Raw genomic sequence first — 22,236 nt, 5'->3', positions numbered from 1 at the left:
AGTTGAGTGGAGTAAGAGTTGAGTGGAGTAGAGAATGAGTGAGAGCGGAGCAGAGGATCATTAGGATACGTACGCCTAAAGGCCGCTCGTCTTTAGGCTTTTTTACTTTCCTCTTTGTTTCCCCCTCATGTTCATTCTCCAAGAAAGGAGAACGATCATGAATATAGCTACATTTTTACAAACAGCTTCCCGGTTTCGGACGATTCCGATTGTGCGCCGTTTTTTTGCAGATACGTTTCAACCCATACAGCTATTTGTGGCGTTACGTGATGAGGCGGCGTTTTTGCTTGAGAGCAAAGACGATATGTCCCCTTGGTCGCGCTATTCGTTTATCGGCATTCGTCCGTTTATGTCGATTGAAAGTGATGACGGCAAGCAATTTTTTGTAAAAGAAAAACAACAAGTGCTCGCGTGTACGGCGACAATTCAAGAAGCGTTTGCGATGATGCAACATCATTTAAACGTTCAACTGCTATCATTGGACGTTCCGTTTCGTGGAGGAGCTGTCGGGTATATAAGCTACGATTTTATTTCTTCTATTGAGAAAGTTCCATATCATGCACATAACGACTTACAAATGAAAATCGTCCATTTTGTCGTTTGTGAAACACTTTTTGCCTTTGATCATATAAAGAAAGAGCTATTACTTATTCATTATGTTCGTTTAACGGAAACAGATGATGAAGCAAAACAAGTAGAAAAATATGAAGCAGCTTGCCGAAGAATCGATGAGCTAGCACGTCAAATGGTTCAAGGCTACGATGAACAAGCACATATGATGTTCGACCGAAATATATGTGTTTCATTTGACCGAGTTCGTTCGAATATGGGTCGCGAAATGTTTTATGGAGCTGTTGAAAACATTCAATCGTACATTGCAAGCGGAGATGTGTTTCAAACGGTGTTGTCGCAACGATTTGAGATTGAAACTTCCATTGATGGACTTGAGCTATATCGTTTATTACGTTTATTAAATCCGTCACCATACTTATTTTATTTAAAAATTGGTGAAGAACACATCGTCGGTAGCTCCCCAGAAAAGCTCATTCAAGTACGAAACAGGGAGCTTGAAATTGATCCGATCGCAGGGACGCGTCGCCGCGGTAAAAATGAACAAGAAGATGTTGCGCTCATGAACGAGTTGCTTCATGACCCGAAAGAGCGAGCGGAACATTATATGCTTGTCGATTTAGCACGCAACGACATCGGTCGCGTTGCTATGTATGGGACGGTGCGTACGCCACAATTTATGCAAATCGGGAAGTTTTCACACGTCATGCATTTAATCTCAAAAGTAACGGGAACGCTCCGTGATGACGTTCATCCGCTTGATGCCCTTATCGCAGCTTTTCCTGCAGGAACGGTGAGTGGAGCACCGAAAATTCGGGCGATGCAAATTATTCAAGAGCTAGAGCCGACAGCACGCAACGTATATGCAGGTACGGTTGCCTATATTGGTTTTGACGGGAATATTGACTCGTGTATAGCCATTCGCACAGCTGTATTAAAAAATAATGTAGCATACGTACAAGCAGGGGCGGGAATCGTTGCGGATTCATTGCCTGCATTGGAATGGAAAGAAACACGAAATAAAGCGAGCGCTTTAATTCATGCGATTCAGCTTGCAGAGCACGTATTTCAAAGGGGGAAGCGACATGTTTGAACGGTTTTTGCATAAATGTGCTGGACAACAAACGTTGACGGAACAAGAAGCGTATGAAGCGATGCATGCGATGATGAGCGGGGAAGCGGATGAAAGACAAGTAGCTGCTTTTTTAGTTTTGTTGCGGTTTCGTGGTGAAACGGTTGATGAGCTTGTTGGCTTTATTCGGGCCATGCGTGAACGTATGCGAACGGTTTCTTTCGACGAACCAGTGATCGATACGTGTGGAACAGGTGGAGATGGAAAAGGGACATTTAACATTTCGACAGCCGTCGCTTTGCTTGTGGCTTCGCTCGATGTTGCAGTCGCAAAGCACGGCAATCGTGCGGTGTCGTCGACAAGTGGAAGCGCGAATGTCATTGAGCATTTCCTAATCCCAATGCCGAAAACGGAAGAAGAAGCAAAACAAGCGTTACGTACACATCGGCTCGTTTTTTTATTCGCCCCATTTTATCATGAGGCAATGAAGCATGTTGCCTCTGTTCGTCAAAGTTTAAAAATGCGAACAGTATTCAATTTGCTCGGTCCGCTCGTCAATCCTGCGCGACCGAAACGCCAAGTCATTGGCGTACATGATAAAAAAGATGCGCGCAAAATGGCTGAAGCGTTGCGACGAGTGGGAACGGAACATACCGTGTTTGTCACAAGCGATGACGGTTTAGACGAATGTAGCATCAGTGCGGTAACACAATTAATTGAACTCAAACATGACCATATCATTGAGCGCATCATTACACCAGAAGATGTAGGGTTACAGCGTGGTTGTTTGTCTCACATATGCGTTCATAACGTAAACGAAAGTGCGCAACTCATTGAACGTGTGTTTGCTCAACGCGCAAATGAAAGTGCGACAAATATCGTTTTACTAAACGCAGGTGTTACTTTATATGTTGCTGGTGTTGCATCGAATATTGAAGAAGGAGTGAATATGGCGAAGCGGGCGATTGAAACGGGTCGTGCTTATGCATATTTACAGCGATTGCGAGGTGCTATGTATGCTTGAAGCCATTTTACAAACAAAGAGGGAAGAAGTTTTATCGTTACAATTACCAGAGACATATGAACAACTTCCGCGTCGTTCGTTTTACGACGCTTTAGCAAAGCCACGTCGCGTTTTAGGATTGATTGCAGAAGTGAAAAAAGCGTCACCATCAAAAGGAATCATTCGACAACATGTGAATGTCGTTGATATTGCCCGTGCATACGAGCAAGCAGGTGCCGATGTCGTGTCCGTTTTAACAGATGAAAAATATTTTGCTGGCCATCGGTCATACGTGACGCAAGTGAAACAACACGTGCAAATTCCAATTTTACGTAAAGACTTTATTATTGATCGTAAACAACTTGTCGAAAGTGTGCGCATTGGCGCAGATGCCATTTTACTCATTGGTGAAGCGCTTGATCCGAGTTTTTTGCATGAATTATATGAAGAAGCGCACGAAATGGGATTGCAATGTTTAGTAGAAGTGCATACCAAAAAAACAGTAGAAGCGATTTTAAAACGTTTCACACCGAAAGTGATCGGCATCAATAATCGCGATTTAACAACGTTTCACACATCGCTTCATGTGACAAAACAAATTGTTCCGCTTTTGCCTCCATGCATTATCGTTAGTGAAAGTGGCATTCACACATATGATGACGTACAAACCGTTCGCCAAGCAGGCGCTCATGCGATGCTCGTCGGTGAAGCGCTTATGCGCAAGCCGGCTGTCGATGTAGCCGTTTATGAATTGTTTGGGGAGCGTGAAATATGACCGTTTTAAAATATTGTGGGAATCGTTCGTTGCAAGATGTTCAAATTATTGCCAAAAGCAAAGCGGACTATATCGGATTCGTGTTTGCGGAAAGTAAGCGAAAAGTCGAATCGAAAGATGTAAAACGATGGTTATCTGTCGTTCAACTTGAAACAAAACAAATCGTTGGGGTTTTCGTTCATCCAACTATTCGTTCCGTTGCTTCCGTTCTTGAGCACGTTCCATTATCCATTATTCAATGTCATGGGATGGAAACGGTCCAGATGGTGAAGGAGATAAAAGAGGCGTTTCAACTTCCCGTTTGGAAAGTCATTCATCACGCCCCAAAAGCATGGACATATATGCGCGCATGGAAGGGCATTGCAGACGGTTTTGTCATTGATAGCGGACGAAAAGGAGCGTGGGGGGGAACAGGCATCTCATTTGATTGGTGCAATGTTCCTCACTATATGGAAGAAGCATATAACCAAGGTGTGCCTTGTTTCATCGCTGGAGGTATTACGCCGGACAATGTTGAGCAACTGTTAGCATATGAGCCGTTTGGTATAGATATTAGTAGTGGCATTGAAGAAAATGAGCAGAAAAGTGAACAAAAAATAAAACAAATGGAACAGAAGGTGATGAAATGGTAACATTACCAAATGAACGTGGTCGCTTTGGCATGTTTGGCGGAAAGTTTGTTCCAGAAACATTAATGCGCCCGTTAGCTGATATTGAACAACAACTGCATGAAGCGTTGTCAGATCCTTCATTTCATGCGGAATATATGCATCATTTATATGAATATTCAGGTCGCCCGACCGCTTTAACATTTGCAAAAAACTTGACAGAACGATTAGGCGGGGCGAAAATGTACTTTAAACGTGAAGACTTAAACCATACAGGTGCTCATAAAATTAACAACGCCATTGGGCAAGCGTTGTTAGCGAAACGAATGGGAAAACGAAAAATTATCGCTGAAACAGGTGCTGGCCAACACGGAGTAGCTGCCGCTACTGTTGCCGCTCGTTTTGGTATGGAATGTAAAGTGTTTATGGGTGAAGAAGATGTGAAGCGACAAGCATTAAACGTATTTCGTATGAAACTGCTTGGTGCACAAGTCATTCCCGTAACAAGCGGCAATCGTACACTAAAAGATGCGACAAACGAAGCGATTCGTTATTGGGTGGAGCATTGTGACGATCATTTTTATATGATTGGCTCTGTCGTTGGACCGCATCCGTATCCGATGATGGTGCGTGAATTTCAACGTATTATCGGGGAAGAAGCGCGCGAACAAATGTTAAAAGTAGAAGGAAAACTCCCAAATACGATCATCGCTTGTGTTGGTGGTGGAAGTAATGCGATTGGCATGTTTCATCCATTTTTAGAGGATGACGTCGAATGTATTGGTGTCGAGGCAGCCGGAAAAGGTGTGCATACAACTGAGCATGCTGCAACAATAACAAAAGGGACAAAAGGTGTCATTCATGGCTCCCTCACATACGTATTGCAAGATGAACATGGTCAAATTACAGAGCCTTATTCGATTTCAGCGGGATTGGATTATCCAGGTGTCGGACCAGAACATGCATATTTAGCACATATCGGTCGTGTTCGCTATGAAAGTGTCACAGATGAAGAAGCGATTGCAGCAGTTCAAATGACTGCAGAAACAGAAGGAATCATTCCAGCGATCGAATCGGCGCACGCACTTGCTAAAGCGTTTCAAATCGCCCCTCTTCGTCCAAAAAACGAAACGATTCTCGTTTGTTTATCAGGAAGAGGAGATAAAGATGTGCAAACGGTCATGAACTATTTGGAAGGGGATGAGCCGAGATGAAACATTTTATTCCATTTATCGTTGCTGGCGATCCATCTGAAGACGTGACGATGGATTTAGCGATTGCGCTTGAAAAAGCAGGTGCGACGATATTAGAGCTTGGTGTACCATACTCCGATCCGCTTGCAGATGGTCCAATTATTCAACGAGCAGCGAGCCGAGCGCTGAATAATGGAATGACGTTAACAAAAGCGCTTGAGCTCATTGGACGGATGCGAAAAAAAGGTGTAAAAATTCCGATTATTGTCTTTACGTATTACAATCCTGTGTTACAATTAGGAGAAGAACGCTTTTTTGCTTTAGCGCAACAAAACGGTGCGAGCGGTGTACTCATTCCAGATTTACCGTTTGAAGAAAGCGAGTATATGAGAACATTAGGTGACGCATATAAAATTCCTTATATTTCGCTTGTTGCTCCAACGTCTCATGAACGCATCGCAATGATTGCATCACAAGCTCAATCGTTTTTATATTGCGTGTCATCGTTAGGTGTAACGGGCATTCGGGATTCGTTGCCGGCGGAATTGCACGAATTTTTGAAACAAGTGAAATTATATACCCGTGTCCCTGTTGTCGTCGGATTCGGTATTTCGACAGCTGAACAAGTAGATCGACTACAACACGTGTGTGATGGCATCGTCATCGGTAGCGCCATTGTGCAAAAAATTGAACAGCTACAAGATGAATTAAACGACGTCCGTACACGCCCAAACGCGCTTATCGCTTTTTCTCAATATGTCGTTTCACTTATTGAACCATTGAAAAGGGTGGGGAAAAATGAAAGTCAAACAACAACTGAACCAACTAAAACCGTATCAACCGGGCAAACCGATTGAAGAAGTAAAACGTGAATATCGGTTAGAAACGGTCATTAAACTTGCATCAAATGAAAATCCGTACGGATGTTCACCACTTGCTCAACAGGCGATTATGAAAGAACTTGATTACTTAGCTTTGTATCCTGACGGATATAGCCGAGCGTTGCGCGAGGCGCTTGCATCGCACGTTGGTGTCAATGAAAAGCAACTCATTTTCGGAAATGGTTCGGATGAAATCGTTCAAATTGTTTGTCGCGCCTTTTTACAAAAAGGGACGAATACAGTGATGGCTACGCCGACGTTTCCACAATACCGCCATAATGCGGTCATTGAAGGTGCGGAAGTGCGCGAGATTCCTCTTCAAGACGGGCATCATCATTTAGAAGCGATGCTTGCAGCGATCGATGATCATACGCGCGTCGTTTGGATTTGTAGTCCAAATAACCCGACGGGGACGTATGTGAATGACGTTTCTTTGCGTGCCTTTTTGGACAAAGTACCGAAACATGTGCTCGTCGTTGTTGATGAAGCGTATTATGAATACGTGCAAGCGGAAGATTATCCAAATACCGTTTCTTTGCTTCAACAATATGAAAATATGATGATTTTACGCACGTTTTCAAAAGCATACGGGTTAGCAGCGCTCCGCATCGGATATGGCATTGCCCACGAGCATATTTTACAAGCAATCGAGCCAGCGCGTGAACCATTTAATACATCTCGGCTGGCGCAAGTGGCAGCATTAGCTGCATTAAACGATCAAACATTTATTGAACAATGTGCACAACAAAATAAACAAGGGTTAAATCAATTCTACACGTTTTGTGATGAACATAGCTTGCGTTACTACAAGTCGGAAGGGAATTTTATTTTAATTGATTTCGGTTTTAGCGGTGACGAAGTGTTTACGTATTTGCTTCAACGCGGCATCATTGTTCGTTCAGGATGCGCTCTCGGTTTTCCGACCGCTGTGCGCATTACAGTCGGATCACCGGAACAAAACGAAACGATTATTCGTGTTTTAACAAACATGTTGAAAGAAAGAAGTGAGCAGTTTTGCGAGGAAACATTTTAATTGCCGGTCTTGGCTTAATTGGTGGTTCGATTGCGCTTGCTATAAAGCGAGCGCATCCGAACGCGACAATGATCGGATATGACGTATCAGACGAATCGTTGCGTTTGGCGCGTTCGCTTGGTGTCATTGATGAATTGGTACCGTCGTTTGCTCATGGGGCATGTGAAGCGGATGTCATCGTGCTTGCTGCCCCTGTCGTTCAAACGGAGCAATTGCTTCGAGACTTAGTTCATCTCCCGTTGCGACCAAACGTCATTGTAACAGATGTCGGAAGCACAAAAGAGCGCATCGTCAAACAAGCGTTGCCGTTATTAGAAAAAGGAGCGACGTTTATCGGTGGACACCCGATGGCCGGCTCTCATAAAAGCGGAGTGGCAGCTGCGCGTGCGCATTTGTTTGAAAATGCGTTTTACATTTTAACACCAACGGAACATGTGAAAGAAGAAGATGTCATACGACTAAAATATTGGCTTGAAGGAACGAAAGCTCATTTTGTTACATTAACACCGAAAGAGCATGACCGCATTGCTGGCGTCATTAGCCACTTTCCGCACATCATTGCAGCAAGCCTTGTTCATCAAGCACAGCAGTATGAGCGAGAAGATGAACTTGTGAGCCGATTAGCGGCAGGTGGATTTCGTGATATTACACGCATTGCTTCAAGCAATCCGGAAATGTGGCGTGATATTTTCATACATAATAAAGAGGAGTTGCTGCAGCTGTTTGATCGTTGGATCGAGGAAATGAAAAAAATCCGCACATACGTTGCTGACGGTGATAGCGAACGCATTTATCAATATTTTCATGAAGCGAAACAGTTTCGTGATGGGTTGCCTGTTCGAATGAAAGGAGCGATTCCTTCTTTTTACGATTTGTATGTTGATGTGCCAGACTATCCAGGGGTTATTTCTGAAATTACGGGTTATTTGGCAAAAGCGCGCATTAGTATTACAAACATCCGTATTATTGAAACGCGCGAAGATATTTATGGTGTGCTTCGTTTAAGCTTTCAAACAGAAGATGACCGTCAACGAGCAAAGCATTGTATTGAAGCAAATACAAACTATGAAACGCACGTTGTGTAAAAGAGGGTGGAATGATGGAATTAAAAACAAATATTCATGCATTGCGAGGAGAGATTGCTATCCCGGGAGATAAGTCGATTTCTCACCGCGCCGTTATGTTTGGTGCGCTGGCGAAAGGGACAACTCGGGTGACAAATTTTCTAACAGGTGAAGATTGTTTAAGTACAATCGATTGTTTTCGAAAAATGGGTGTAGCAATTACCCAACAAGGAAATGAAGTGATTGTAGAAGGAAAAGGGATTGACGGTTTAAAAGAACCTACACATATATTAAATGTCGGAAACTCAGGGACGACGACACGTTTATTGTTAGGCATTTTAGCAGCTTGTCCATTCCATGCTTGTTTAATCGGAGATGATTCGATTGCGAAACGACCAATGGATCGCGTCACAAAACCGTTAAAACAAATGGGTGCGCACATTGACGGCCGAGAACAAGGACGCTATACACCGTTAGCCATTCGTGGTGGCCAATTGCAGCCGATAACATATCATTCCCCTGTTGCGAGCGCACAAGTAAAATCGGCTATTTTGCTTGCAGGTTTACATGCAGAAGGAACGACTACAGTTACTGAACCCCATCGTTCACGCGATCATACTGAGCGTATGTTAAGAGCGTTTGGAGCGGACGTGCATGTCGACGGATTAAGCGTCTCCGTCACAGGAAGACAAACGCTTCAAGCGATTGATATACAAGTGCCAGGTGATATTTCTTCCGCAGCTTTCTTTTTAGTCGCTGGCGCAATTGTCCCAAATAGTGAAATTACATTAAAACATGTCGGAATGAATCCGACGCGCACAGGGATTATTGATGTATTAAAAGACATGGGGGCAAATATTTCTATTGAAAATGTTCGTCATGAAGAAAGTGAACCTGTAGCCGATATTACCGTTCGTACTTCAACGTTGAAAGCAACGCATATCGGAGGAGATATAATCCCACGATTAATTGATGAAATCCCAATCATTGCGCTTTTAGCAACACAAGCAGAAGGAACGACCGTCATTACAGATGCAAGTGAGTTAAAAGTAAAAGAAACAGATCGTATTGCTACGGTCGTATCCGAGTTACGAAAGCTTGGTGCTCACATCGAAGCGACAGAGGATGGGATGGTTATTCACGGAAAAACACCGCTTTATGCAAACGATGTCATTGTTGATAGCTACGGTGATCATCGCATCGGGATGATGTTAGCTATCGCAGCATGCATCACAAAAGGAAACGTCACTCTCCAACGTCCCGAAGCGATTGCGGTGTCATATCCGGCATTTTTTGAACATTTGCATGCCTTGCAAAGCTGATTCTATGATGGATCAGCTTCTTTTTTTGCATGCTTATTTGTTCGGTGGTATGATAAAGCGTGATGATATGAATGATGAGGGTGAGATTGATGAAGACAGTAGATCAAATCGTTCAACTCGTTGAACAAGGTGATGTTGAACGCGCATTAGCACTTGCCGAACAAGTGAAACAAAACGGAAACGATGAAGAGCGATATATGTTAGCAGACCAACTATTTTCGTGGGGATTGTTAGAAGAGGCGGAATCGCTCGTTCGTATGTTGCTTACACGTTATCCAGACGAACGCGAACTACAACTTTTTTTAGCAGAAATATATACAGAGATGGATAAAGAAGAAGAAGCGCTCGAATTGTTGATGGACATAGAAGAAGATGACCCATATTATGTGCGCGCATGCTTGTTAATGGCAGACCTTTATCAAATGCAAGGATTAGATGAAGTAAGTGAACAAAAACTATTAAAAGCATATGAAAACATGCCAGACGAACCACTCGTTCAGTTTGCATTAGCAGAGTTATACTTTACGACCGGTCAATATCAAAAAAGTTTGCTATATTATGAACAAGTCATAAACAAAACAAAAATGCTCGCAGGTACTGTCATTGCCCAGCGCATAGCGGAAGCATATAGCTTACTTGGTGAATTTGAACGATCATTATCTTATTATGAAGAAGCATTAAACGAACGTTTCGATGTGCATACGTTATTTCAATACGGATTTACAGCATATCAAGCGGAAGCATATAAAACAGCTATTACGAAATTTAGTGAGCTAAAAGTGCTTGATCGCGAGTATGTGCCTCTTTATTTATTTTTAGCAAAATCGTATGAACAAGAAGGAGATATACAACAAAGTTACGAAATAGCAAAAGAAGGATTAACAATAGATGAATGGAATAAAGAATTACTCGTATATGTTGGGAAAATCGCATTAAAACTCGGCAAGCGAGAGGAAGCGTTGATGTACATTGAAAAAGCGCTCGATATTGATCCGGGTTATTTAGAAGCATTGTTTATACAGACGAGTTTGCTTTTCCATGAGGAACGGTATGAAGACGTTGTACATGTCATTCAACAAGCGATCGATCAAGGTGAGTATGATCCACAATTTGAATGGGAACTTGCGAAGGCGAAGCAAAAGCTTGAAATGTATGATCAGGCATTAAATCATTATGAAGAAGCATATACTTTTTTTAAAGATGATCCAAACTTTTTATATGATTTTGGCTACTTTTTATTTGAGGAGGGAAGAAGAGAAAGAGCAAAAGATATATTTGAACAACTATTACGTATCGATTCGACAAACGAAGAGATTGCCCATATGATGTTGCAGTTTGAATGAAGTTGTCATTCGGATGCAAGGGGGGAAGGGAATGGTTTCTGTTCGGGAGAAGAAAGAGTTTGTTCGCTGGTTTTTAAACAATTATCAATTAAAACGGCGTGAATGTGTATGGATTTTAAACTATTTACTTAGTCATGATGCACTCATGGAAAACGTGCATTTTGTGGAACATGCGGAATATTGTCCGCGTGGCATGATGATGTCGACGCATTGTGTTGACGATGTGCCGTTTCGATTTTATAAGCAAAACGTCATCACGACAGATGCGGAAAAATCGTTTCACGATATTCGCTTAAATCGTGATGAGGATATTTACATTCAACTTAATTTTCGCGGTGCATTTCATTCGCCGCAATACGTGGCAGTGCTTGAAGAAAATCCGTATATGCCAAAAAAAGCGAACAAACAAGATGAACAACTCGTTGAAACAATTGTGCACCAATCGATTCAACATTTTCAACGACAAAAAATTATGCGATTAATTGACGAGGCGCTTGATCAGCAAGATGAACAAAAGTTTCGTGAGCTGACTGAACAATTAAAAGCGTTGCGCTAACCTCGTGGTTTCGCAACGCTTTTTGCTATGTATATATTTGTCACAAAATGTTCAAAAAAATACATATATATTTCGTGTAAGATGGAAACATAAGGAGTGATTTGAATGAAATGGACAGCAAAAGATGTAGACATGTATCAACAAGCGAAGGAGTATGTGGATACCGCGCTCGTTCCGTGTGTACCGATAGGAATCACAAATATGAAAGCGTTTGCTGAAATGAGCGAGCATACGTTGTTTATTGCAAATGAAGTGGAGCGACAGTTTAAAGGGAGGGTGATGTTATTTCCGCCACTCACATATTTCGTGCAAGAACAAATACAAGCGCGGGTGTATGAGTGGATAAACATGTTGAAACAAGCGGGATTTCAACACATATGTTTTCTTACTTCGCATGCGGATATTGCGGATGAATCGTTTGTGTATGTACCAGCGCTACCGCTTGAACATGCTGATGGAGCATATAAGCAAAAAGTGATGCGCCAACAAGTCGAACAAGTAATGGATGCATTAGTTGCAAAATGGACGTTAAAAAATTAGATAGCGTTTACACTATCATTATATTGACCTTGATGGAAACATGATATATCATTAGGTTGTCCTAGTTTTATATATGTGTTATAACAATTCGTCCGGATGGACTTAACTTTGCATAGAGGGGGGAAAACGATGAGCGAGAAAAAGCATCGCGTGTCAAGACGGCAATTTTTAAACTACACGTTAACAGGTGTAGGCGGATTTATGGCAGCTGGTATTTTATCACCAATGGTGCGCTTTGCCTTAGATCCGATCTTAAAAGAAGAAGCTGGGCAAGATATGGTTGCGGTTGCCCAAGTAAAAGACATTACGACAGAACCACAGCGCTTCGACTTCAAAGTAAAAGTAAAAGACGCGTGGTATGAGTCAGAAGAGCCAAGATCGGCTTGGGTATTTAAAGATGAAAACGGGGATATCGTTGCGCTATCACCAATCTGTAAACATCTTGGCTGTACGGTGAACTGGAACGGTGAAAAAAGCAATCCAAACCGTTTCTTCTGTCCTTGTCACTATGGATTATACGAAAAGGACGGAACGAACGTGCCAAACACGCCACCACCGGCTCCACTAGACCGTTATGAATATGAAGTGAAAGACGGCACGTTGTATTTAGGAAAAGCGAAACCACGAGGGGAGGCGTAATATATGCTTAATAAGATTTACGATTGGGTTGATGAACGGCTAGATATTACGCCTTTGTGGCGCGATATCGCAGATCATGAAGTGCCAGAGCACGTAAACCCTGCGCATCATTTTTCAGCGTTTGTTTACTGCTTTGGTGGATTAACGTTTTTCGTTACAGTTATCCAAATTTTATCTGGTATGTTTTTAACGATGTATTACGTACCAGATATTAAAAACGCTTGGGAATCTGTTTATTACTTACAAAACGAAGTGGCGTTTGGGCAAATTGTGCGCGGCATGCATCACTGGGGGGCAAGCCTTGTTATTGTGATGATGTTTTTACATACGTTGCGCGTATTTTTCCAAGGTGCTTACAAAAAGCCACGTGAGTTGAACTGGATCGTTGGTGTACTTATTTTTATGGTTATGATGGGTCTTGGCTTCACAGGTTACTTATTACCTTGGGACATGAAAGCGCTCTTTGCGACAAAAGTAGGATTGCAAATTGCTGAAGCGACACCAGTTATCGGCCCAGCGATTAAAACGTTATTGGCAGGTCATCATGAAATCGTTGGAGCTCAAACGTTAACGCGCTTCTTTGCGATTCACGTATTCTTCTTGCCAGGGGCGTTATTAGGTTTAATGGCTGCACACTTCTTAATGATTCGAAAACAAGGTATCTCTGGTCCACTGTAAAATTTAGCATAAGGGAGGGAACGATATGCATCGCGGAAAAGGGATGAAATTTGTCGGCGATTCACGCGTGCCTGCCATGCGCAAGCCGAACATTCCGAAAGACTATTCCGAATATCCGGGGAAAACCGAGGCGTTCTGGCCGAACTTTTTATTAAAAGAATGGATGGTCGGCTCCGTCTTTTTAATCGGCTTTTTATGTTTAACCGTCGCACATCCGTCGCCACTTGAGCGAATTGCGGATCCGACAGATACAAGTTATATTCCGCTTCCAGACTGGTATTTCTTATTCTTGTACCAGCTATTGAAATACTCGTTTGCATCTGGTCCATATACCGTTGTCGGAGCAATTATTATTCCTGGTCTCGCATTTGGAGCACTATTGCTTGCGCCGTTTTTAGATCGCGGTCCGGAGCGTCGTCCATCGAAGCGTCCAGTTGCCGTTGGTATGATGTTGCTTACGCTCGCTGCAATCATTTTCTTAACATGGGAATCTGTCGTCACGCACGACTGGGAAGCGGCTGCTGAGCAAGGAAAAATTCGTGCAGAAGTAGAAATTGACAAAAATGCAGAAGGATATAAAATTTTAGAAGCAAACACATGCTTAACATGTCACGGCGAAAACTTACAAGGTGGTCCAGCTGCTCCATCTCTTGTCGGCACAGGATTATCTCCTGAAGAAATCGCTAATATTGCGAAAAACGGTCAAGGTGGCATGCCTGCTGGATTGTTCAAAGGTACGGATGAAGAATTGCAAAAGCTTGCAGAGTTCGTTGCAGGTTTAAAAGCAGAATAATTGATGAAAGCTGACTGAACATCAGTCAGCTTTTTTGTACATATGGGAGGTTTAGTATATGTTATACATACGTGATTGGCTGATGCATCGCTCGTTTTTAATGCTATTATTGGTCGTCAATGTCATTGGGACAATTTATGGTTACATATGGTATGGGCCGCAATTGTCCGAAACGCCAACGATCTTTCTTCCGTTTGTCCCGGATAGTCCAACAGCGAGTTTGTTTTTTGTTTTTGTTGTAATCGCTTGGCTTCGTCATACGCATTGGCCACTCATGGAAGCGTTGGCGGTTGTTACGCTCGTAAAATACGGCATTTGGGCTGTTGTCATGAATATGCTTGTATTTATTGTGACAGGAGAACTCGGTTGGGCGGGATGGATGCTCGTTGTATCGCACGGAGCGATGGCGATGCAAGCAGTGCTATATGCCCCACAGTATCGCATGTCATTTGGTCATGTTGTCATCGCTGCCATTTGGACATTGCATAACGACGTCATCGATTACGTATTTGGGATGATGCCACAATATCGGATGTTGGCGCAATATACGCTACAAATCGGCTATTTTACATTTTGGCTAAGCATCGTTTCGATTGCGGTGGCGTACATTTTTTCGCGTCGGCGATAAATCGAGGTCTATGTCTCTTTTTGCGATCATATATTCAATAGTAAGATCGTAAGGAGGGACAAGGAGATGCGCATTCGATTCGTCGTGATGTTTATCATCATTTCTTTATTTCCGTATACCGTATATGCAAACGGACATGAGTGGGACAAACTCGATCAAATTTCTGACGAAGCGCTTCAGCTAACAAAAAATGATCGCCTGCAAGAAGCGAAGCAGTTATTAGAATATTTCGAAAAACAATTCGCATTATTTCGTGAAGACATTCATTCCATGGATGTCATATATGTGTTAACGGCTACGCACGAAGAAGCATTAAAAGCGGTTACGGCATCGAGTGTACCGATGGAACAACGAATCAATCAATTAACGCAATTTCGGCTTGCTGTTGATGCTGTTCACACGAAACATCAACCGCTTTGGAAAGAAATGAAATACGCTGTCATGTCAGCATTTGAAAAGATGAAGCAAGCGATGGAACGTGAGGACGAACAACTATTTCAACAAGCGTTTCATCAATTTTTACAACGGTATCAACTCATTGAACCGAGCGTAAAAATTAACGCCGATCGTGAACAAGTGCAACGTGTATCTGCTCATATTTCTCTTTTAGAAGCTCCTGCTTTTCGTCAGTTGCATGCAACAGAGCGAATGAAAGAGTTGCGACAAATGGAAGAAGATTTGTACGCTTTGTTTGCTGATGGAAAAAAAGAAACGACACTTCCGTCACTTTGGTGGGTTATGACGTCTATCGGTGGCATGATTATTATGACGTTAACGTATGTAGGATGGCGAAAATATCGTGGGGAAAAAGAACGAAAAGTGGTAAAGGATAAACAATAAAAGCGTCCGTCGATGGACGCTTTTATTCATGTAGCGGTTGTTTATTTTCATCTAGTGTAAATCCTTCACCATGTACATCGTGTACATCGCTAATGGCGACAAAAGCATATGGGTCAACGGACGTGATAATGGATTTTAAACGCGATAATTCGTTTTTAGCTACAACGCAATATAAAACATCTCGTTCGCGTTTTGTATAAGAGCCGATTCCTTTTAAAATTGTAACCCCTCGTTCCATTTCCGTCATAATTTTTTCAGAAATTAAATCGCTTTTTTCAGAAATAATGGTTGCGCCTTTTGCCGCGTATGCTCCTTCCTGTAAAAAGTCAATCACGCGCGCCCCGACAAACACCGCAACGAGCGTATACATGCCTTCACGGTACGGTAAATACGTCAGCAACGAGAGAAAAATGACACATGAGTCAAACAAAAACATCGTTTTTCCCATACTAATGCCTTTATATTTATATACGAGCCGCGCAATAATATCGACACCGCCTGTTGTTCCGCCGTAGCGGAAAATAATACCGAGACCGACCCCGATAAACACACCAGCAAACAATGCCGCTAACGTAAGGTCGTTATTGAGTGGAATGTGAAATCCGTACCGTTGGAAAACCCAAAGAAATACAGATAAACTAACTGTTCCGAGAATCGTATAAAAAAACGTCGTCCGTCCAAGCAATTTCCATCCGATAAAAAAGAGTGGGATGTTCAGCACTAAGTTTGAAATAGAAGGATCAATGCCAAACAAAAAGTATAAAAGAAGCGTAATCCCTGTAAATCCGCCTTCCGCCAATTTATTTTCCATATTAAAGTGGACAAGTCCAAACGCAAAAATAGCAGATCCTAGTAAAATAAACGCGACATTCTTTAGTTTCATCGTCTTCACCTCTCGAATATGACTGCGTTTTTTATTATAGAGGAATGTCATCGCACCCGTCAAAAACATTTGTCAAATGCCCCACTTTTAGCTAACATGAATGTAAGAGGTGAAGACAATGGAAAAAACGATGCGGCAAATGCAACATGAAGTTGACGAATACATCGGACAGTTTAAAGAAGGGTATTTTAGTCCGCTCGCCATGCTGGCTCGTTTAACAGAAGAATTAGGTGAGCTGGCTCGCGAAGTGAACCATCACTACGGTGAAAAACCAAAAAAGAAAACGGAACGAGAAAAAACGATTCAAGAAGAACTAGGGGATGTATTGTTTGTACTTATATGTATGGCCAATTCGTTACATATCGATTTACAAGAAGCGCATGATACGGTCATGCATAAATTTCAAACGCGAGATCGTGATCGTTGGACAAGAAAGGAAGAGGGAAGATGATTCGAATTGTTATTGCCGGACCACGTGGACGAATGGGTCGAGAAGCTGTTTCTCTCGTTCATGGAACAAAACATTTTGAGCTTGTCGCTGTTGTAGACCGAATAAACGAAGGAAAAACGTTAGCACAACTTGACGGTTTTCCAGCAATTGAAGTCCCGATTTTTACAGATTTAGAGCGATGCTTACAAACAGTGCAAGCAGACGTATTCATCGATTTAACGACGCCAGAAGTCGGAAAACGTCATGCGGAAATTGCATTGCATTACGGTGTTCGACCAGTCGTTGGTACGACAGGATTTACAGAAGATGATTTAACACGTTTAACACAAGTAGCTGAAGAGAAAAAAATCGGGGCGATTATTGCACCAAACTTTGCCATTGGGGCGATTTTAATGATGAAATTTGCGCAAATGGCGGCTAAATATTTTCCACATGTAGAAATTATTGAACTGCATCATGATCAAAAGCTCGATGCTCCGTCTGGCACAGCGTTGAAAACAGCGCAACTCATTCAACAAGTGCGTCCTTCATTTATGCAAGGGCATGAAGCTGAAAAAGAGACGATGGAAGGAGCGCGCGGAGCCTTATATGATGGCATGCGCATTCATAGCGTTCGCTTGCCAGGGCTTGTAGCCCATCAAGAAGTCATTTTTGGTGGCGATGGACAAACATTGATGATTCGTCACGATTCGTTTCATCGTTCATCATTTATGTCGGGTGTTCGCTTTTCTGTTGAAACGGTGATGAAGCTAGAAACGCTCGTATATGGATTAGAACATTTAATTGAATAAGGAGGAGAGGGCATTGAAAATTGCTTTAATTGCGCACGATAAAAAGAAGGAAGATATGGTTCAGTTTGTGACAGCTTATCAACATATTTTAGCTGAACATGAGCTATATGCAACAGGTACGACGGGATTGCGCATTCAAGAAGCGACAGGTCTTTCTGTTCATCGCTTTCAATCTGGTCCACTTGGAGGCGATCAGCAAATCGGTGCGATGATTGCAAATAACGATATGGATATGGTTATTTTCTTCCGCGATCCATTGACAGCTCAACCGCATGAACCGGATGTTAGCGCCCTTATTCGTCTTTGTGACGTGTATGCTATTCCATTGGCGACGAACATGGGAACAGCTGAAGTACTGATACACGGTTTAGAGCGTGGCGATTTTGCATGGCGGAATATTGTGAAGCGAGGGAAGAAGTAATGCATATGTTAGCATTTGGTGCCCATCCCGATGATGTTGAAATCGGTATGGGCGGAACGATTGCGAAATACGCTCAACAAGGATACGATATCGGCATATGTGATTTAACGCTAGCAGAGCTATCATCGAACGGAACGGTACATATTCGCCAGCAAGAAGCAAAGCGGGCAGCTGACATTCTCGGCGTTCATACACGTATACAGCTCAATCTTCCAGATCGTGGACTAACTATGCAAAAAGAGCACATTGACCCGATCGTGACAGTTATTCGTACATATCGACCGCATATTGTATTTGCACCATATTGGGAAGATCGCCACCCGGATCATGGACAATGCGCGAGATTAGTGGAAGAAGCGGTGTTTTCAGCTGCCATTCGCCGCTATGAAGATGGACAACAGCTCCCTCCTCATCGCGTGCAAGCCGTTTATTTTTATATGATTAACGGATTTCATCGCCCTCATTTTGTTGTTGATATTAGTCATACGATCGATAAAAAGTTAGCGAGTTTACAGGCATACGAAAGCCAATTTGAGCGAATGAGCGGTTCAGTTGACACGCCGTTAACGAACGGCTATATTGAAACCGTTGAAAGCCGTGAGCGATTGTTCGGAAAAGAAGTCGGTGTTTCGTTTGCGGAAGGGTTTGTATCAAAAAAACCAATTATACTTGCACATGATTTGTTAGGGGAAGAAAAATGAAACTGAAAATAGGAATCGTTTGCTATCCGTCAGTCGGCGGCTCTGGGGTCGTTGCGACGGAATTAGGAAAAATGCTTGCTGAACGCGGTCACGATATTCACTTTATTTCATCAAGCATTCCGTTTCGACTAAATAAAGTATATCCTAATATTTACTATCATGAAGTGACAGTTAATCCGTATTCCGTATTTCAATATCCGCCATACGATTTGGCGTTGGCGAGTAAAATTGCAGAAGTGGCGAAGCGGGAACAACTTGACATCATTCATGCCCACTATGCTGTTCCGCACGCCCTTTGCGCCTTTTTAGCAAAACAAATGGTCGGTGATCATTTAAAAATTGTGACGACGCTACATGGTACAGATATTACTGTGCTTGGGTACGATCCGTCATTAAGTGACTTAATTAAATTCGGCATCGAGCAATCCGATGTCGTTACAGCTGTATCGAATGCGTTAGCTATTCAAACGTATGAACTACTTGACGTGCAAAAGCCGATTCAAACGGTATATAACTTTGTTGACGAACGTGTATACAGCAAACGGCGAAATGATGAACTTCGTCGGCAATACGGCATCGCCCCGCATGAAAAAGTAGTTATTCATGTGTCTAACTTTCGTAAAGTGAAGCGGGTATGCGATGTCGTCCGTACATTTGCGCTTGTTGTGAAACAAGTCCCTGCTAAATTGCTCCTTGTCGGTGACGGGCCAGAAATGACGGTTGTTTGTCGTCTCGTGAAAGAATTGAAACTATGCGACCATGTTCGCTTTTTAGGAAAACAAGAAAATTTAGCAGACTTGTACTCGATTAGCGATGTGAAATTATTATTGTCAGAAAAAGAAAGCTTCGGTCTTGTCTTACTTGAGGCGATGGCATGTCATGTGCCCTGCGTTGGCACGGCGATTGGTGGCATTCCAGAAGTCATTGAAGATGGAAAAAACGGCTTCTTATGTGCGCTCGGTGATATCAACGATGCGGCACGTCAAACGCTCCGTTTATTAACGGATGAAGTCCTTCGTCAAACGATGGGACAGAGGGCGTGTGAAACCGTGTATGAAAAATTTTATTCTGAGAAAATTGTGGCACAATATGAACATATTTATTTTCAACTTAAAGGGGATGAATGATGAACGAACAATTTCAACAGGCGCTTTCTATCATTGAAACATTGAAACGTCACGGGCATGAAGCGTATTTTGTCGGCGGGGCGGTTCGGGACTATTTACTACAAAGACCGCTCGGTGACATTGATATTGCGACATCTGCCCATCCACAAGAAGTAATGTCCATCTTTCCGAAAACCGTTCCTGTCGGTATTGCGCACGGAACGGTGATGGTTATTGAGCGTGGCGTTTCATATGAAGTGACAACATTTCGAAAAGAAGGACGTTACGAAGATTATCGAAGGCCAAAAGAGGTCACGTTTGTCAGCTCCCTTTATGAAGATTTGCAGCGACGCGATTTTACGATGAACGCCATCGCGATGAATGAGCACGGTGACATCATCGATCCGTTTGGGGGAACGGAAGCGTTAAAGCAGCGCATGATCGAAACAGTTGGTGATGCTGCGGAGCGCTTTAATGAAGATGCGTTGCGGATGATGCGAGCGCTTCGGTTTGTCAGCCAACTCGGCTTTTCTTTATCTACAAAGACGAAACAAGCCATTATACAATACGGACATTTATTGCAACATATTGCTGTTGAGCGCATCGCTGTTGAATTTGAAAAATTGTTGCTCGGTCCGTTTATGTCAAAAGCAATTGACCTTTTAATTGAAACGAATTTATTTTGTTACTTGCCAGAGCTTGCCACAAAAAAAAGGGAACTTGCTCAACTAGCTACTTATTCCATTGTGCCAACTCATCGCACGGAAGCATGGGCCCGATTTGCATTTGTCGTCCATTTTCATCAAAAAGAACTGAAAAAATGGAAATTACCAAACCACTTCATTCGTGACGTTTTGATTTGTTTAAAGGCGCTCGAACATATTCGTTCGCTGTCGGATTGGACAGTTGATACATTGTATGAGTATGGACCATATATTCCACATATCGAGCGCATACGCGCAGCATGTAAACATGATGAGCCGCATGTACATCTGTTATTAAAACGGTGGGAGGCGTTACCCATTCGCAATCGCAAAGAGCTTGCGATTAATGGAAACGATTTACTTACTCTATTTGAACGAAAAGCTGGTCCATGGTTAGCCACAATGATTGAAAATATCGAGCGTGCCGTACTGCATCGGAAAGTGGAAAATGAGAAAGAGAAGCTAAAGGAGTGGGCGGTGTGCAATCAGAGACGAGAAAACAACTGTTGAAACTATTTACAGAAGCAGATGGAACATTTTTGTCCGGGCAAAAAATTAGTGAGCAGCTCGGTTGTTCTCGAACAGCGGTTTGGAAGCATATCGAAGACTTAAGAAAAGAAGGATTTGAAGTTGAAGCCGTTCGCAGGCTTGGCTATCGTTTAAAACAAATGCCTGATAAACTGAACGCAAATGAGATCCAACTCGGATTAAAAACGAAACGTTTTGGTTGGAACGTATATGATCAAGAAAGCGTGCCCTCAACGCAACAATTAGCTCATCAACTTGCCCACGAAGGCGCCGAAGAAGGAACGATTGTCATTGCCGAGGAGCAGACGGCAGGAAGAGGACGTTTAAACCGGTCATGGCATTCGCCGAAAGGAACAGGGATTTGGATGAGTTTAATTTTGCGCCCGTCTATTCCACCGCAACAAGCGCCTCAGCTGACGCTTTTAGTTGCTGTTGCGGTTGCCGAGGCAATTCAAGAAGAAACAAACATCATACCGGATATTAAATGGCCGAACGATATATTAGTCAATGGCAAAAAAGTCGCTGGCATTTTAACAGAATTGCAAGCCGATCCCGATCAAGTACGGGCAGTCATCGTCGGCATTGGCATGAACGTCAATCAAAAACAGTTTCCAAATGATATTGCCCCGATTGCGACGTCTCTGGCGCTTGAAACGGGACGAACGTTTCACCGTCCGAAAATCGTTCAAACATTGTTACAAAAATTAGAACAGCTATACGGACAATATTTACAACACGGCTTTCTACCGATTAAACTGTTGTGGGAAGGCTATGCAGTCACGATTGGTCAGCAAATTGTAGCGCGTACGCTAAATGGGGCAATTCGCGGTGTAGCGCTTGGAATTACAGATTCAGGTACATTAAAAGTGCAAACCGAAGATGGAGCCATTCATTACATTTACTCAGCAGATATTGAAATAAAAAAACAGTAGGAAAATTTCGAAATATTTGTTAAAATGAAAGCGGTTGAAATTGGGCAGTATCTTCATAAGAACTGCACCACGCATACGACATATTGACGATCATTTCTGCCTTGATCCGATCAACCGGACGGGGACAGAGGGATGGAGCAAAACAAAAAGTCCTTCTTTCTCTATTTTGGCAGAAAGAAGG

At 42.7% G+C, this 22,236-nt stretch carries 25 protein-coding genes; 24 read left to right on the top strand and 1 reads right to left on the bottom strand.

Features of this window, described 5'->3' with window-relative positions; genetic code table 11:
- Window positions 1-157 precede the first annotated feature (157 nt).
- The 17 genes from trpE (at window position 158) to ypjB (ending at window position 15,538) form a co-directional block, all read left to right on the top strand.
- The gene (gene trpE / locus ASC42_RS03905; protein ID WP_055440645.1) at window positions 158-1,663 is read left to right on the top strand and encodes an anthranilate synthase component I; all 1,506 of its coding nucleotides are present in this window, start codon (window positions 158-160) and stop codon (window positions 1,661-1,663) included.
- Entirely contained in the window at window positions 1,656-2,666 is a 1,011-nt protein-coding gene (gene trpD / locus ASC42_RS03900) for an anthranilate phosphoribosyltransferase (protein WP_055440644.1), read from the top strand. The genes trpE and trpD overlap by 8 nt, the downstream gene beginning before the upstream one ends.
- Complete coding sequence (trpC, locus tag ASC42_RS03895; RefSeq protein ID WP_055440643.1) at window positions 2,659-3,420, top strand: indole-3-glycerol phosphate synthase TrpC; 762 nt, start codon at window positions 2,659-2,661, stop codon at window positions 3,418-3,420. The genes trpD and trpC overlap by 8 nt, the downstream gene beginning before the upstream one ends.
- Window positions 3,417-4,052, top strand: coding sequence for a phosphoribosylanthranilate isomerase (locus ASC42_RS03890; RefSeq protein ID WP_055440642.1), 636 nt, complete (start codon window positions 3,417-3,419; stop codon window positions 4,050-4,052). Before trpC ends, ASC42_RS03890 begins: the two co-directional genes overlap by 4 nt.
- The gene (gene trpB, locus ASC42_RS03885) at window positions 4,046-5,242 is read left to right on the top strand and encodes a tryptophan synthase subunit beta (protein ID WP_055440641.1); all 1,197 of its coding nucleotides are present in this window, start codon (window positions 4,046-4,048) and stop codon (window positions 5,240-5,242) included. Before ASC42_RS03890 ends, trpB begins: the two co-directional genes overlap by 7 nt.
- Window positions 5,239-6,078 (top strand): tryptophan synthase subunit alpha, encoded by an 840-nt coding sequence (trpA, locus tag ASC42_RS03880; protein WP_055440640.1) that lies wholly within the window; start codon window positions 5,239-5,241, stop codon window positions 6,076-6,078. Before trpB ends, trpA begins: the two co-directional genes overlap by 4 nt.
- A complete protein-coding gene (gene hisC / locus ASC42_RS03875) occupies window positions 6,020-7,135 on the top strand; it encodes a histidinol-phosphate transaminase (RefSeq protein ID WP_032099875.1) in 1,116 nt (371 codons plus the stop codon). Before trpA ends, hisC begins: the two co-directional genes overlap by 59 nt.
- Complete coding sequence (locus tag ASC42_RS03870) at window positions 7,117-8,220, top strand: prephenate dehydrogenase (protein WP_055440639.1); 1,104 nt, start codon at window positions 7,117-7,119, stop codon at window positions 8,218-8,220. The genes hisC and ASC42_RS03870 overlap by 19 nt, the downstream gene beginning before the upstream one ends.
- Window positions 8,221-8,234: 14 nt before the next feature.
- Complete coding sequence (aroA, locus tag ASC42_RS03865) at window positions 8,235-9,521, top strand: 3-phosphoshikimate 1-carboxyvinyltransferase (RefSeq protein ID WP_055440638.1); 1,287 nt, start codon at window positions 8,235-8,237, stop codon at window positions 9,519-9,521.
- 89 nt (window positions 9,522-9,610) lie between these two features.
- Window positions 9,611-10,864 carry a tetratricopeptide repeat protein gene (locus ASC42_RS03860; protein ID WP_055440637.1) on the top strand — a complete coding sequence of 418 codons (1,254 nt, stop codon included), beginning with the start codon at window positions 9,611-9,613 and terminating at the stop codon, window positions 10,862-10,864.
- A gap of 31 nt (window positions 10,865-10,895) precedes the next feature.
- Window positions 10,896-11,420 (top strand): ReoY family proteolytic degradation factor, encoded by a 525-nt coding sequence (locus ASC42_RS03855; protein ID WP_055440636.1) that lies wholly within the window; start codon window positions 10,896-10,898, stop codon window positions 11,418-11,420.
- A 105-nt stretch (window positions 11,421-11,525) separates the two neighbouring features.
- Window positions 11,526-11,960 (top strand): YpiF family protein, encoded by a 435-nt coding sequence (locus tag ASC42_RS03850; RefSeq protein ID WP_055440635.1) that lies wholly within the window; start codon window positions 11,526-11,528, stop codon window positions 11,958-11,960.
- Window positions 11,961-12,089: 129 nt separating this feature from the next.
- A complete protein-coding gene (locus tag ASC42_RS03845) occupies window positions 12,090-12,599 on the top strand; it encodes a Rieske (2Fe-2S) protein (protein WP_003394568.1) in 510 nt (169 codons plus the stop codon).
- A 3-nt stretch (window positions 12,600-12,602) separates the two neighbouring features.
- Window positions 12,603-13,277: a menaquinol-cytochrome c reductase cytochrome b subunit gene (gene qcrB, locus ASC42_RS03840; RefSeq protein ID WP_006319468.1), complete on the top strand. Its 675-nt coding sequence runs from the start codon at window positions 12,603-12,605 to the stop codon at window positions 13,275-13,277.
- 25 nt (window positions 13,278-13,302) lie between these two features.
- A complete protein-coding gene (locus ASC42_RS03835; RefSeq protein WP_055440634.1) occupies window positions 13,303-14,070 on the top strand; it encodes a menaquinol-cytochrome c reductase cytochrome b/c subunit in 768 nt (255 codons plus the stop codon).
- A gap of 58 nt (window positions 14,071-14,128) precedes the next feature.
- Entirely contained in the window at window positions 14,129-14,698 is a 570-nt protein-coding gene (gene lhaT / locus ASC42_RS03830; protein ID WP_055440633.1) for a lipoprotein heptaprenylglyceryl N-acetyltransferase LhaT, read from the top strand.
- 66 nt (window positions 14,699-14,764) lie between these two features.
- The gene (gene ypjB / locus ASC42_RS03825; protein ID WP_055440632.1) at window positions 14,765-15,538 is read left to right on the top strand and encodes a sporulation protein YpjB; all 774 of its coding nucleotides are present in this window, start codon (window positions 14,765-14,767) and stop codon (window positions 15,536-15,538) included.
- A 22-nt stretch (window positions 15,539-15,560) separates the two neighbouring features.
- Here the strand turns inward: ypjB and ASC42_RS03820 are convergent, their stop codons facing one another.
- Entirely contained in the window at window positions 15,561-16,421 is an 861-nt protein-coding gene (locus ASC42_RS03820) for a YitT family protein (protein ID WP_342413229.1), read from the bottom strand.
- A gap of 118 nt (window positions 16,422-16,539) precedes the next feature.
- Between ASC42_RS03820 and ASC42_RS03815 the strand changes: the two genes are divergently transcribed.
- The 7 genes from ASC42_RS03815 to ASC42_RS03785 are packed head-to-tail and all read left to right on the top strand — an operon-like array spanning window position 16,540 to window position 22,055.
- A complete protein-coding gene (locus ASC42_RS03815; RefSeq protein WP_032099866.1) occupies window positions 16,540-16,872 on the top strand; it encodes a nucleotide pyrophosphohydrolase in 333 nt (110 codons plus the stop codon).
- Complete coding sequence (dapB, locus tag ASC42_RS03810) at window positions 16,869-17,663, top strand: 4-hydroxy-tetrahydrodipicolinate reductase (RefSeq protein ID WP_055440631.1); 795 nt, start codon at window positions 16,869-16,871, stop codon at window positions 17,661-17,663. Before ASC42_RS03815 ends, dapB begins: the two co-directional genes overlap by 4 nt.
- A 13-nt stretch (window positions 17,664-17,676) precedes the next feature.
- The gene (mgsA, locus tag ASC42_RS03805; protein ID WP_032099864.1) at window positions 17,677-18,084 is read left to right on the top strand and encodes a methylglyoxal synthase; all 408 of its coding nucleotides are present in this window, start codon (window positions 17,677-17,679) and stop codon (window positions 18,082-18,084) included.
- Window positions 18,051-18,785 carry a bacillithiol biosynthesis deacetylase BshB1 gene (bshB1, locus tag ASC42_RS03800; RefSeq protein ID WP_055440630.1) on the top strand — a complete coding sequence of 245 codons (735 nt, stop codon included), beginning with the start codon at window positions 18,051-18,053 and terminating at the stop codon, window positions 18,783-18,785. The genes mgsA and bshB1 overlap by 34 nt, the downstream gene beginning before the upstream one ends.
- Entirely contained in the window at window positions 18,782-19,912 is a 1,131-nt protein-coding gene (gene bshA / locus ASC42_RS03795) for an N-acetyl-alpha-D-glucosaminyl L-malate synthase BshA (protein ID WP_032099862.1), read from the top strand. The genes bshB1 and bshA overlap by 4 nt, the downstream gene beginning before the upstream one ends.
- Window positions 19,912-21,105, top strand: coding sequence for a CCA tRNA nucleotidyltransferase (locus ASC42_RS03790; RefSeq protein ID WP_055440629.1), 1,194 nt, complete (start codon window positions 19,912-19,914; stop codon window positions 21,103-21,105). The genes bshA and ASC42_RS03790 overlap by 1 nt, the downstream gene beginning before the upstream one ends.
- Window positions 21,075-22,055, top strand: a complete 981-nt coding sequence (locus ASC42_RS03785) for a biotin--[acetyl-CoA-carboxylase] ligase (RefSeq protein ID WP_055440628.1) — start codon at window positions 21,075-21,077, stop codon at window positions 22,053-22,055. The genes ASC42_RS03790 and ASC42_RS03785 overlap by 31 nt, the downstream gene beginning before the upstream one ends.
- The last annotated feature ends 181 nt before the right edge of the window (window positions 22,056-22,236 follow it).

The organism is Anoxybacillus suryakundensis, assembly GCF_001418025.1.
Taxonomy (GTDB): domain Bacteria; phylum Bacillota; class Bacilli; order Bacillales; family Anoxybacillaceae; genus Anoxybacillus; species Anoxybacillus tengchongensis.
This window is presented reverse-complemented; position numbering and strand designations above follow the sequence as displayed.